Annotated in this window: 13 protein-coding genes; 8 read left to right on the plus strand and 5 right to left on the minus strand. The window is 62.3% G+C overall.

All coding sequences use genetic code 11. The features are described from left to right. The first annotated feature begins 32 nt into the window (after positions 1-32). From gcvA to LDZ23_RS29040, 3 genes are all read left to right on the plus strand, one after another. Entirely contained in the window at positions 33-941 is a 909-nt protein-coding gene (gcvA, locus tag LDZ23_RS29030; RefSeq protein WP_033536017.1) for a transcriptional regulator GcvA, read from the plus strand. 273 nt (positions 942-1214) lie between these two features. Beyond that, on the plus strand, positions 1215-3647 hold the full coding sequence (locus tag LDZ23_RS29035; protein ID WP_008346343.1) for a glucose/quinate/shikimate family membrane-bound PQQ-dependent dehydrogenase: 2433 nt from the start codon (positions 1215-1217) through the stop codon (positions 3645-3647). A 62-nt stretch (positions 3648-3709) separates the two neighbouring features. Next, positions 3710-4693 carry a porin gene (locus LDZ23_RS29040; RefSeq protein ID WP_235366192.1) on the plus strand — a complete coding sequence of 328 codons (984 nt, stop codon included), beginning with the start codon at positions 3710-3712 and terminating at the stop codon, positions 4691-4693. Between the two features lie 3 nt (positions 4694-4696). Here the strand turns inward: LDZ23_RS29040 and LDZ23_RS29045 are convergent, their stop codons facing one another. Next, positions 4697-5053: a MarR family transcriptional regulator gene (locus LDZ23_RS29045; RefSeq protein WP_033536044.1), complete on the minus strand. Its 357-nt coding sequence runs from the start codon at positions 5051-5053 to the stop codon at positions 4697-4699. A gap of 215 nt (positions 5054-5268) precedes the next feature. Between LDZ23_RS29045 and LDZ23_RS29050 the strand changes: the two genes are divergently transcribed. Together LDZ23_RS29050 and LDZ23_RS29055 are read left to right on the plus strand one after the other, a co-directional pair. Then, entirely contained in the window at positions 5269-5562 is a 294-nt protein-coding gene (locus LDZ23_RS29050) for a hypothetical protein (protein WP_008346348.1), read from the plus strand. A 59-nt stretch (positions 5563-5621) separates the two neighbouring features. Then, positions 5622-6176, plus strand: a complete 555-nt coding sequence (locus LDZ23_RS29055) for a hypothetical protein (protein ID WP_008346350.1) — start codon at positions 5622-5624, stop codon at positions 6174-6176. A 27-nt stretch (positions 6177-6203) separates the two neighbouring features. On the opposite strand, the gene LDZ23_RS29060 is transcribed toward LDZ23_RS29055, so the two are convergent. Genes LDZ23_RS29060 through leuC form a run of 3 tightly spaced genes read right to left on the minus strand, consistent with a single transcriptional unit; the run spans position 6204 to position 9618 of the window. Continuing rightward, positions 6204-7526, minus strand: a complete 1323-nt coding sequence (locus LDZ23_RS29060; RefSeq protein ID WP_034470131.1) for a 2-hydroxycarboxylate transporter family protein — start codon at positions 7524-7526, stop codon at positions 6204-6206. Positions 7527-7586: 60 nt separating this feature from the next. Beyond that, a complete protein-coding gene (gene leuD, locus LDZ23_RS29065) occupies positions 7587-8231 on the minus strand; it encodes a 3-isopropylmalate dehydratase small subunit (protein ID WP_008346354.1) in 645 nt (214 codons plus the stop codon). Next, positions 8224-9618 carry a 3-isopropylmalate dehydratase large subunit gene (gene leuC / locus LDZ23_RS29070; protein ID WP_008346356.1) on the minus strand — a complete coding sequence of 465 codons (1395 nt, stop codon included), beginning with the start codon at positions 9616-9618 and terminating at the stop codon, positions 8224-8226. The genes leuD and leuC overlap by 8 nt, the downstream gene beginning before the upstream one ends. 105 nt (positions 9619-9723) lie before the next feature. Between leuC and LDZ23_RS29075 the strand changes: the two genes are divergently transcribed. The 3 genes from LDZ23_RS29075 (at position 9724) to LDZ23_RS29085 (ending at position 12231) form a co-directional block, all read left to right on the plus strand. Beyond that, positions 9724-10614, plus strand: coding sequence for a LysR family transcriptional regulator (locus tag LDZ23_RS29075; protein ID WP_008346358.1), 891 nt, complete (start codon positions 9724-9726; stop codon positions 10612-10614). A 47-nt stretch (positions 10615-10661) separates the two neighbouring features. After that, complete coding sequence (locus tag LDZ23_RS29080) at positions 10662-11000, plus strand: DUF3140 domain-containing protein (protein WP_008346360.1); 339 nt, start codon at positions 10662-10664, stop codon at positions 10998-11000. Positions 11001-11067: 67 nt separating this feature from the next. Further along, entirely contained in the window at positions 11068-12231 is a 1164-nt protein-coding gene (locus tag LDZ23_RS29085) for a phytanoyl-CoA dioxygenase family protein (RefSeq protein ID WP_008346361.1), read from the plus strand. Between the two features lie 4 nt (positions 12232-12235). Here LDZ23_RS29085 and LDZ23_RS29090 read toward each other — a convergent pair whose 3' ends face one another. After that, positions 12236-12958, minus strand: a complete 723-nt coding sequence (locus tag LDZ23_RS29090; RefSeq protein ID WP_033536016.1) for a FadR/GntR family transcriptional regulator — start codon at positions 12956-12958, stop codon at positions 12236-12238.

The following is a 12958-nucleotide window of genomic DNA, read 5'->3' on the forward strand; positions in this document are numbered from 1 at the left end:
ATTGCATCGTCGCGTTAGAAAAGCTCTTGCGAATGAGACCGGCATTGCCTTCACTCAATGCGTTGCGCGCTTTCGAAGCCGCTGGGCGACTCGGTAGCTTCAAGGAAGCCGCCGCCGAGCTGCATGTCACGCACGGGGCGATCAGCCAGCAAGTGCGTTTGCTCGAAGCGTGGCTCGGCGCACCCCTGTTCGAGCGTCATAACCGGCGTGTGGTGTTGACCCCGGCGGCGCGCGTTTATCTCGCGCAAATCGGTCCGCTCTTCGATCGGCTCTCGCAGGCCACGGCGCGCTATGGCGTGTCCGAGGCCGTGTCGCGCACGCTCACCGTGAATGCGCCCGCTACCTTCACGTTGCGCTGGCTCGTGCCGAGGCTCGAACAATTTCGCGCGCGTCATCCCGATGTGGAAGTCAGGATAGAGACATCGAACGAACCGGTAGAAAGCCTGAAGGACACTTACGACATCGTGATTCGCGGCGGCCCCGACACGTTTTACGGTTACGTGATGCGGCGCTTTCTCGAAGAGGAACGTCTGCCGGTGTGCAGCCCCACGCTGTCCAAACGTCTTCCTTTGCAGACGCCTGAAGACTTGCGGCGGCACACGCTGCTGCACACGTCGAGCTTGCCGCGCGTCTGGCCGGATTGGCTCGCGCAGGCGGGCATCGCGGCGCTCACGCCAGCGGCGGTGCTCACCTTCGATCACTTCTATCTGACCTTGCAGGCCGCTGTCGATGGCATGGGCATCGCGATGGGCCCGACCGCGCTCGTCGCCGACGATCTCGCGTCAGGCCGTCTCATTGCGCCATTCGACGGGCCGCGTTTGCCGTCGCGAAGCTATTGCACGTATGTCGCCGATGAGAAAGCGGGGCACGATCTGATCGTGCTGTTTCGCGCATGGCTCGAACAAGAAGGACAAGCGTTCGCGACCGAGCACGACGTGTGAGCCTGCGCCGCGCTGCATTCGTGCGAACTATGCAGAAATTTAACTATCTGGTTAGAATGCACGGGTTTACGCTAATGCCCCGGCCGGTCTGACTGATCGCGCGGGACATGCGATCCAGCCGCGCACATCGGCGCACGCGTTCATGCGTCGCCGCTTCTCGCGTGTCGCGGTATCGACTTTACGGAACGCTTTCATCGCGCGGTGCGATACGGCCGCGGCATTCCTATCGTCGCCGAAGCCGGATCGCATGGCAGATTCCTGGAGAAGATTTCGATGTCTACGAGTAAAGCCCGTCTTTCAGCCGCGCTGAGAGCAGGGTGTGTTGTGCTGGGCCTCGCGCTGCTGGCCACTGGTCTGATTTTCGTCGTCGGCGGCGCAAAGCTCGCGCTTCTGCACGGCAGCGCGTATTTCGTGATCGCGGGAGCGGTTATCGCCGTATCCGCGGTGCAGTTCATGCGGGCGAAGTCGTCGGCTGTGCTCGCCTTCGGCGCGGTATTTATCGGCACGCTCGTGTGGGCGCCCATCGACGGCGGTTTCGATTTCTGGCCGCTCGTGTCGCGGCTGATGCTGCCGGCCGGCTTCATGATGCTCGCGCTGCTTACATGGCCATCGTTGCGCACGCATGAGACGGGCAAGCCCGCGCCGAAGCGCGCGTATGCGTTCGCTGGCGTCATCGCGCTTTGCATGCTCGTTACCTTCGTGCAGATGTTCGAGCCGCATCCGACCGTCGCATCCGATGGCAATGAAACGCCGCTCGTGCCCGTCGCGAAGGAGCACGCGCAGAAGGACTGGAGCAACTACGGCAACACGGCCGGCGGCAGCCGCTTCGTGGCGCTCGATCAGATCACGCGCGATAACGTGAAGGATCTGCGTGTCGCGTGGACCTTCCATACGGGCGATGTCCCCGAAAGCCCGACCGGCAACGGCGCGGAAGATCAGGAGACGCCACTGCAGATCGGCGACCGCATCTACCTGTGCACGCCGCACAACAACGTGATCGCCGTCGATGCCGACAGCGGCAAGCAGATCTGGAAGCGCGAGATCAACGCGCGGGCGCAGGTCTGGAACCGCTGTCGCGGCCTCGCGTATTTCGATGCGACGAAACCTGTGGCGCAACCGACCATAAACGGTTCGACGCCTGTGACCCCCGTTTCCATCGCGGCGGGCGCAAGCTGCCAGCGCCGCTTGCTGATGAACACGATCGATGCGCGTCTCGTCGCCATCGATGCCAACACCGGCGCGCTGTGCGAAGGCTTCGGCGAACACGGCTTCGTGAACCTGAAAGCGGGTCTCGGCGCGGCCGACGATCCGAAGTATCAGCTCACGTCGGCGCCGACGCTCGCGGGCACGACGGTCGTGGTGGGCGGACGCGTGGCCGACAACGTGCAGACCGACATGCCGGGCGGCGTATTGCGCGGCTTCGACGTCATTACCGGCGAGATGCGCTGGGCTTTCGATCCGGGCCACGACGACCCCAACGCGCGCCTGCAACCGGGTCAGAGTTACGCGCGCAGCACGCCGAATTCGTGGGCGCCGATGTCCTACGACGCCGCGATGAACACTGTCTTCATCCCGATGGGCAGCTCGTCGGTGGACTTGTGGGGCGGCAATCGCACGCCGCTGGATCACAAGTACGCGACGTCGATCCTCGCGCTCGATGCGACCACCGGCAAGGAAAAGTGGGTGTACCAGACGGTCCACAACGATCTGTGGGACTTCGACGTTCCGATGCAGCCGAGCCTCGTCGACTTTCCCGAGAAGGATGGATCGACGAAGCCCGCGGTCGTGTTCGGCACGAAATCCGGTCAGATCTTCGTGCTCGACCGCATGACGGGCAAGCCGCTTACGCGCGTCGAAGAACGCAAGGTGAAGACGGGCACGATCGCGCAGGAACAGTACTCGTCGACGCAGCCGTTCTCGGCCGGCATGCCGACGATCGGCGCGGACACGCTGAAGGAATCCGACATGTGGGGCGCGACGCCGTTCGATCAGTTGATGTGCCGCATCAGTTTCAAGTCGATGCGCTATGACGGCCTCTTCACCGCCCCCGACACCGATGTCTCGCTGAGCTTCCCGGGATCGCTCGGCGGCATGAACTGGGGCAGCCTGTCGACGGATCCGAATCATCACGTCGTCTTCGTGAACGACATGCGCCTCGGTCTCTGGGTGCAGATGATTCCGCAAAAGACCGACAGCGCGCCCGCGAGCAACGGCGGCGAAGCCGTGAACACGGGCATGGGCGCGGTGCCGCTGAAGGGCACGCCGTATGCCGTGAACAAGAACCGCTTCATGTCGCCGCTCGGCATTCCGTGCCAGAAGCCGCCGTTCGGCACGCTCTCGGCGGTCGATCTGAAGACGCAAAAGATCGTGTGGCAAGTGCCCGTCGGCACCGTGCAGGACACGGGTCCGTTCGGCATCAAGATGCGCGTGAAGATGCCCATCGGCATGCCGACGCTCGGCGGCACGCTCGCGACGCAAGGCGGCCTCGTGTTCATCGCGGGCACGCAGGACTATTATCTGCGTGCGTTCGACAGCGCCACCGGCAAGGAAGTGTGGAAGGCGCGCTTGCCGGTCGGAAGCCAGGGCGGTCCGATGAGCTATGTGTCGCCGAAGACGGGCAAGCAATACGTGCTGATTTCGGCGGGCGGCGCGCGGCAATCGCCGGATCGTGGCGATTACGTCATCGCGTATGCATTGAACCACTGATCGTACGAACCGAAGATTTCATGCGTCTGACCAACACTTTCATTTGCCTGCTGGCTGTATCGATGCTGTGCGGCATCGGTGCAACGTCCGCGCATGCGCAGAGCGCCGTGACCTTGTACGGCAGCATCGATACGAGCATCGAAGTGACGAACCCGGGCTCGTCGTGGACGCCGCGCATGGATTCGGGCGCGTATCGCGGCTCGCGCTTCGGCTTGCGCGGCTACGAGCAATTGAGCGGCGATACGCGTCTGCTCTTCGATCTGGAAAGCGGCTTCAGTTCCGCCGACGGCACCTTCGCGACGGCCAACACGATCTTCAATCGACAGGCGTGGATCGGGCTCGGCGCGCCGTGGGGCGAGTTGCGCTTCGGCCGGCAGTATTCGCCGATCTACATTCCGTTCAAGGGCGGACTCGATGCATTCGGTGCGGGCACGATCGCGTCGGGGCTCAACAATCTGTCGAAGATCACGCCTTACACGAATAACGGCATCACGTATCTGTCGCCCGATTTTCACGGCTTCACGACGACGCTCATGGTCGCATTGCGCGATAGCGGCAACGGCAACGGGCTATCGGGGAACTACGAGACGTTCGCGTATCACAGCGGGCCGTTTCGCATTTCGTACGCGCATCAGGACACGCAAGGCGACACCGGCTTGCGTGCGAATCTCGGCGGCGTGTCGTATCGCTTCGGCAAGACGACGGCCTTCCTCTCGCACTTCAACGGCGATGGCGGGTCGCCGCGCTATCACAACGACGGTCTTTCGGTCTCGATGCGCTACGCGGTGACGCCGCGCCTGCGCGCATCGCTCGGCTATGCGTATGCACGCGATCGCTCGGGCAGCGATAACGACGCTGACCAGTTCAGCGTTGCGTGCGAATACGATCTCTCGCCGAAGGTGCTGCTTTACGCGAGCGGCGCGATGCTGCGCAATCATGGCGACGCGACCTTCACGCTGCGCGGCGTGAACGTAGTCGGGATTCCGGCGGCTTATCCCGGCGCGCCGGTGCGCGGCGTGCAGGTTGGCATGATCGACCGGTTCTGATTCTCAGCGTCTCTTCTTCGCCTCATCGAGGCACGCCGCGAGCTTCTCGAAGTAATCCAGTGCTTTTCGCGTCGGCACGACGGTCTTGATGCGCAGATCGTCGCTGCTTTCATCGACGGATACGAGGCCTTGCTTTCTGAGGTTCGTCAGCTTGCGATGCACCGTCGCCGGCGCGCCCGCGATAGACAGCGCCATCGTCTCCGTGACCGTCAGCGCATGGCCCGCGTGCCACGACGCCGTGAGCGCTTCGAGCAAGCGTTCTTCGGCAGCATCGAGCTTCGGCACCGAAGGCAATGCCTGCACTGCCTGAGCCAGATTCAGGAAGCGGAAATAGGCATCGAACACGCTCTTTTTGGCCATGAAGAAATCGCTTTTAGGGAACGAACCGATCATAGCATTCGCGATATACGGCAAACCACAATCGACGATCTATTTATCAAGTTGATAAGTAAGTGCTAAGATAGTGCGTCGAGCAAGGGCGCAATACAAGGTCGCAATACAAGGTCGCAATACGAAGAGCGGACGAGTGAGCGCGTTTCGCTATCGCCCGAGCGATTTCCCGGGAGGGCAGGGGCGTGGTTCAGGAACGCGATAACAACTACATCACGGCGCATTTCATCGAGCAGGAGATCGAACATCTCGCGAGGATGATCCGCTCGCGCCACTGGCATCGCAGCGCGGCGTGGCCCGTTTCGTACTGGCGCGAGCGCATCGAGGAATTGCAGCATGCGCCCGCCATCGCGCCGCTTCAGCGCATGGAGCTCGAATCGCTTCTGAACGAACTGGAGCGCATCGCGGCCAAACTCGAATCGTCGGCGAATTACGGCGGAAGAGCGCAAGGCCAGACGCGCACGATGCGCGACGCATGAATTCGCGCGGTGCTGCGATAAGATGTGCGTCCTTACCGCCGCTCACTGGCACGCCGCCAATGTCTTCCCTTCAACTTCGCTTATGTTCCGTCGTCGGAACGGCGCTCGTCTTTATCACCTCGCTCTGGGCCAATCAGGAAATCTTTACTCATTCCGAGTTCGTGCGAGGCGTGAACTGGATTTATCTTCCGGCCGGCATTCGGCTGCTCAGCACGCTGTTGTTGGGCGCGGACGGCGCACTCGGGCTGCTTTTCGCAAGCTGGCTCGTCGATTTCTTTTATTTCTTTCCGAATGATCCGGTGAGATCTTTCGTCGGCGGCATCATTGCGACCGTCGCGCCTTATGCCGTGTATCGACTCGCGCGCGAGGTCTATGGACTCGACGCGTCGCTATCGAATCTGACGGCGGGCAGATTGATGATGCTCACCGTCGCTTATGCGCTTGCCGGTCCGCTGCTGCATAACATCTGGTTTTATCTTCAGGGCGATACGGAGCATATCGTCGCGCGATTCTTCGCGATGTTCATCGGCGATCTTGCCGGGACCATGATCGTCATCTATACGCTCAAGGCCTTGCTGCATTTCCTGCCCGTTCCGCGCGCGCCGAACCGCTAATCGTGCGACGCGCGCGCCGCATGCACGTCAGCCGAACCACTTCATCATCAGCGTGGCGAACACGACCATGCCCGCGCCGCCGATGCGCGTCGAAATCTGCGCGAAGGGCATGAGTCCCATGCGATTCGACGACGACAGAATCGCGACATCGCCCGTGCCGCCGAGACCGCTATGGCAAGCGGTGATGATCGCCGCTTCGACTGGATACATCTTCAGCCACGCGCCGACGAAGAATCCCGATACGACCATCGCCGCGACCGTCGACGCGCAGATCACGAAGTACGCGGGCGAGAATGCGCCGACGAGCTTGTCCCACGACACGAAGAGCGTGCCCAGTCCGACGAGGATCGCGAAGGTGAGATTCGTCGACATGAACTTGTAGATCTGATACGCGCCGATCTCCATGCGTTCGGGAATCGCGCGCACGACCTTCAGCACGGCGGCTGCGACGATCATCAGCACGGGTCCGGGAATGCCGGTGACGGGCGCGAGCAGCATGCCGAGAATGAACAGCGTGCAGCCGAGCAGCAGCCCGAAACCCATCAGGCGCAGATCGAGCGCGGCCTCGGCTTTCTGTTCCTTCAGCAGCGCCTGATCGTCGCCGCTCTTCACGAGCATGCCGTCGCCGCTATATGCGCGATGTTTCTCACCGAAGCGCTTGAGCAAGCCGCTCGCGAGAATCGCGACGACGTTGCCGATGAGCGCGGCGGGCACCATCATCGCGATCAGATGACCTTGCGCCGCGCCGGTGATTTCCGCATAACCGATCGACAAGGGCAGAATGCCTTCGCCGATGCCCCCGCCCAGAATCGGCATGACGATATAGAAGAACGTGTGCTTCGGGTCATAGCCGAACATCAGTCCGACTAGCACGCCCGCCGCGATCGCCGTCACCGTGCCGACCAGCAATGGCACGAACATCTTCAGAAAGCCTTGAATCAGGATCTTGCGATTCATGCCGAGAATGCTGCCCGCGACGAGACACGCGATATAGAGGTATTGCAGGTTCGCGGTCTTCATCGTCGTGGTGATGGCCTTGAGCGCGGCATCGTCCATCAGCTTGTAGCCGAGCAGCGCCGAAGGCACGAAGAGACAGAGAATCGCGGGCCCGCCGATATGCCTGAACACCGGAATGCGTTTGCCGACTTCGCCGAGCAACAGGCCCGATAACATCAGCACGGCGAAGCCGCCGATCATGTCGTTCGGCAATTTGCCGGTGATGGCGGCGAGTATCGTCACCAGTGCGAGCGCGACGAACATCGCGACCGGCATGCCGCCGATGGTCATCAACGAGAAGCGCGCGCGCAGTCCGAGCGGCGTCGCGCCCGTGCGCAACGAAGGGCTTTCCATATCGTGTCTCCTGATTGAGAAGTGATGCGGCGATGGACGCTCGTGCGTCTCTTTTTCGCCTTACGCTGCTTGCTTGTTGCGTAGCGCGGGCAAATCGATCTTCATCCACGGATGCAGCGCCTCGTGCTTCGCTTCGAATGCGCGGATCGCGTCGCTGTCGGCGAGCGTCATGCCGATCATGTCCAGTCCTTCGATGAACATGCGCTTCGGTCGCTGCGGAAGATCGAACGCGTAGTGCGTGCCGTCGCTCGTGCTCACGCGTTGATTCGCGACGTCGATGGTCAACTGATTCGTCTTTGCATCGCTCGCGAGCGCGCTCAATGCAGCGACGACGGCTTCATCGAGCGCGATCAGCAGCAAGCGATTGTTCTGCGCGTTGAAGTAGAAGATTTCGCCGAAGCTCGGCGCGATAACGGCATCGATTCCCGCTTGCTGCAAGCCCCATACGGCGTGCTCGCGGCTCGATCCGCAGCCGAAGTTCGCGCCCGCGATGAGAATGCGCGCGCCCGCATAGTCGGGCCTGTTCAGCACGAAGTCTTTGCGTGCGTTGCCCGATGCATCGAAGCGCAAGTCATACAGAACGCCGCGCGCGAGACCGGACTTGTCGATGCCGAACAGAAACTGCTTCGGCATGATCTGGTCGGTGTCGAGATTGTTCAGCGGCAACGGCGCGGCGATGCCGGTCAATGTTGCGTGTTCAGACATGCTCCAGCTCCTTGCGTACGTCGACGATACGGCCCGCGAGCGCGGCGGCGGCAGCCATCGCGGGACTCATCAGATGGGTGCGGGCGCCGCGTCCCTGGCGGCCCTCGAAATTGCGGTTGGTCGTGGACGCGCAGCGCTGGCCGGGTTGCAGGATGTCGTCGTTCATCGCGAGGCACATCGAGCAGCCAGGCTGACGCCATTCGAAGCCCGCCTCGATCAGCGCGCTGGCGATGCCTTCGCGTTCCGCCTGCTCGCGGACCATGCCGGAACCGGGCACGACCATCGCACGCACGGAAGGCGCGACCTTGCGGCCGCGCACGATATCGGCGACGGCGCGCAAGTCTTCGATGCGCGCGTTCGTGCATGAACCGATGAATACGTGATCGATCGCGAGGCCGTCGATCGCCTGATTGGCATCGAGTCCCATGTAGTCCAGCGCCTTCGATGCATTGCGTTGCGCGACCGGTTCATCGGCGAGGCGGGGAATGCGCGCATCGATCGCGATGGCCTGATCCGGGCTCGTGCCCCATGTGACGAACGGCGCGACATCGCGCGCGTCGAAGCGATGCGTGATGTCGAACGATGCGTCGGCGTCGGACGCGAACTGCTTCCATTGCGCGACGAATGCATCGGTTGCGATGCGCTCGGCGACATAGCGAATCGTCGTCTCGTCGGGGGCGATCAACGCACCGCGCGCACCTGCTTCGACGGTCATGTTGCACAAGGTCATGCGCGCCTCGGCGGAGAGCGCATCGATCGCGCTGCCCGCATACTCGACGACGTAACCGCGCGCGCCCTGCGCACCGATCTTCGCGATGATGTAGAGCACGAGATCCTTCGATGTCGTGCCGCGAGGCAGCGCGCCATCCACGACGATGCGCATGTCCTTCGCGACGCGATAGACGAGCGTCTGCGTCGCGAGCACATGTTCCACTTCCGATGTGCCGATGCCGAAGCCCAGCGCACCGAGTGCGCCATACGTCGTGGTGTGACTGTCGCCGCACAGCACGACCATGCCGGGGCGAATCAGGCCGATCTCCGGCGCGACCACATGCTCGATGCCTTGCGCATGGTCGCGCACATCGAACAGATGGATGCCGTGCTCCGCGCAGTTGCGCGTGAAGTTCGCGGCCTGCTGCGCGGCGGCGCCGATCATGATCGTGCGCTTGTCGACCGCGACGGGATGCGTCGGAATCACATGATCGACGACACCCATCTGCTTTTCCGGGCAACGCACCGGCAGGTTTTTTTGCGCGAGTCCCGCGAATGCTTGCGGGCTCGTGTACTCGTTCATGATGTGCAGGTCGGCGTAAAGCGCGACGTGTTCATCGTCGACGTGAAAAACCGTGTGGCTGTCCACGATCTTCCGATAAAGCGTCTGTCCCATGCTGTCTCCGTTCTTGCTTCTCCGATAAGTCGAAGCCAGTGTAATTCGATAACGGAGACCGTAAAATGCAGCTTGTCTTAACCCATTGTTAAGCTAAATTTAAAAATGGACTCGATCGCCGACCTGGAGTTTTTCGCGCGGCTCGTCACGCAAGGCAGCTTGTCGGCGCTCGCGCGCGAGCTCGGCGTGACGCCGCCCGCCGTGAGCGCGCGCCTCAGCCAGCTCGAACGGCGTCTCGGCGTGAAGCTGCTGAACCGCACGACGCGGCGGCTCGCGATGACGCAGGAAGGCGAGCTCTATTTCGGCACCGGCTCGCGCCTGCTCGAACAGGTGCAGGAACTGGAGCGCATGGTGTCGAGCAGCCGCGATCTGCCGCGCGGCCTGTTGAAAGTGAACGCGACCTTCGGCTTCGGGCGGCGTCATATCGCGCCGGCGCTGTCGGAGTTTCGTCGGCAATATCCGGATGTCGAAGTGCAGCTCGATCTCACCGATCGTCCGATGAATCTCGCCGAATTCGCGTTCGATGTCGGCATTCGCTTCGGTGAATTGCCGGACATGCGCGTGGTCGGCAGAAAGATCGCGGCGAACCGGCGCTTCGTATGCGCAGCGCCGGCGTATCTGAAAGCGCATGGCACGCCGAAGGAGCCGGACGATCTGCGCGGTCATCGCTGCATCGTGCTGCGCGAGAACGACACGGCGTACGGCACCTGGCATTTCACGAAGGGCAAGCGGCACGAAACGGTGAAAGTCCACGGCACGATGAGCAGCAACGATGGCGAAGCGACGCTGCGCTGGGCGCTCGACGGTCACGGCGTGCTGACGCGTTCCGAATGGGACGCGCAGTCGTTTATCGATTCCGGCGCGCTCGAACGCGTGCTCACCGACTGGTCGATGCCGCCCGCCGATATCTATGCGATCTATCCCGAGCGGCTGAATTTGTCGGCGAAAGTGCGCGTATTCATCGAGTTCCTTGAGCGGTATCTGAAGCGGGTGTGATGCTTGCTGAATCGCGGGCATGACATCGCCGACGACGGAGGCAACTCATGACCGCGCAGCACCACGATGACGACGCCGCGACTTACGGCACCTTCAAGGATCTCGTCAACATGACGCCCGCTCAACTCGAAAAGTGGCTCGCGACCGACGAGTCGCGCGAAGTCGGCCAGAAGAACGGCGGCGGCGAATCGGTGGGGCACAAGTCGGGTCGGCATATCATCGACATTCTCGGCAAGAAGAAGGCCGATCTCGGCGAAGACGACTACGCGCACATGCGCAAGGTCGTCGGTTACATCAAGCGGCACCTCGCGCAGCGCCCGCACGAAGTCGAGCATTCGCACTGGCGATACTCGCTGATGAACTGGGGCCACGATCCGCTGAAGTAGGCTGCCGTCATTCGTGCCGCGCATTCGGCAGCATCAGCCGCTATGCTCGTCGAAAACGGAGCGAGACATGAATCAGACGAACCGGTACACCGAAAGCGATTGCTCACTCGATGAATTCGCGAGCCTGCTCGAGCGCGACGCGCGACCGAAGCTGACATTCGCGTCGCACATTCAGCGCGGCATTCCGTTATATGACTGCGGCGCGCTCGCCCCCGCGCTGGACGATTCATCGACATGCATGGCGTTGCAGGCGGAATGGGCCACGGTCCTGCGCGATGGCGCAGGCGTGTTCGTGCTCAAGCATGCGTATGCGGATGTCGATCCTATCGACGAGGCCGCCGCGATCTTCGAATCGATCATCCGGCAAGAGCGGGAACGCGGTGCGAGTGCCGCCGATCACTTCGCGAAGGCGGGCGCGAACGATCGTATCTGGAATGCGCAGGAAAAGCTCTGTCTGCACGCGCCGCGCGTGTTCGCGCGTTACTTTGCGAACCGGTTCATCGAATGCGCGGCGCTTGCATGGCTCGGCCCCGGTTTTCAGATGACATCGCAAGTCAATGTCGTGCGTCCGGGCGGCGACGCGCAGCAGGCGCATCGCGACTATCATCTCGGTTTCCAGACTGCCGATGAAGTGCGGCGCTATCCGGCGCATGTTCACGCGATCTCGCCGTATCTCACGCTGCAAGGCGCGGTCGCACATAGCGACATGCCTGTGGAAAGCGGTCCGACGAAGCTGCTGCCGTTTTCGCAGCGCTATGCGCAAGGGTATCTCGCGTGGCGGCGCGCGGACTTCCGCGAATATTTCGAAGCGCATCACGTTCAATTGCCGCTCGAAAAGGGCGATGCACTTTTCTTCAGCCCCGCGCTCTTTCATGCCGCGGGCGCGAACCGCACGCGCGACGTGCAGCGCATGGCGAATCTGCTGCAGGTGTCATCGGCATATGGACGCGCGATGGAAACGCTCGATCGCGCGCGCATGTGCGAATCCGTCTATCCGGTACTGCTCGATTTCAAGTCGACGGAAAGCATGAGCGATGCGGAGATCGATGCGGTCATCGCTGCGTGCGCGGAAGGCTACGCGTTCCCGACGAACCTCGATCGCGATCCGCCCATCGGCGGTCTTGCGCCGAAGAGTCAGCAGGCGCTATTGCGTCAGGCGCTCGATGAAACATGGTCTGTCGATGCGCTCGCGAACGCGCTGAAGGACAACGCGTGGCGGCGCAATACTTGAAGCCTTACTCCTGATAAACCGCCGTCAACACGCTTTGGGCATCGGCGAGCGCATTGTCGAGTTGCACGAGACTCGCGTGACGCGCGCCGAGCGGATCGCGATTCGCGATCGCGGTGAGTATTGCCTTGTGGCGCGGCAAGGACAGCGCGTGCGTATCCGGATGACGGCTCGTCAGCTTGATCGACTCCGACAGCGCGAGCGATAACATGTGCCCGATATACATCAGCATGTCGTTGTGCGTCGCCGTCATGATCGCGCGATGAAACTCCAGATCGGGCGTAAGCAGTGCCTCGGGCGTCGGCGCATGCGACATGCGCTCGTACGCATCGCGGATGCGCGTGACATCTTCCTCTGTCGCATTCGATGCGGCGAGCGCGGCCGCCGCCGGTTCGACGATCCTGCGCACCACGAGCAGCGACTGAAAGAACGCGCCTTCATGCACGCTGGTGATCGTCCAGAAGAGGACATCGGGATCGAGCGTGTGCCATTCATCGCGCGGACGCACGACGCTGCCAAGACGCGGCTTCGACAGCACGAGCCCTTTCGCGACCAGCACGCGCGTCGCTTCGCGCAGCACGGGCCGGCTCACGCCGTAGGCTTCGCACAGCTTCGCTTCGGCGGGCAGGCGATCGCCGGGACTGAGCTTGCCGCTCACGATGTCGATGCCGAGCTCCTGCACGATGCGCGCGTGCATGCTCTTGCGAGGTTGTGGATGACGATAGTCCAT

The organism is Caballeronia zhejiangensis (genome assembly GCF_022879815.1).
Lineage (GTDB): Bacteria > Pseudomonadota > Gammaproteobacteria > Burkholderiales > Burkholderiaceae > Caballeronia > Caballeronia zhejiangensis.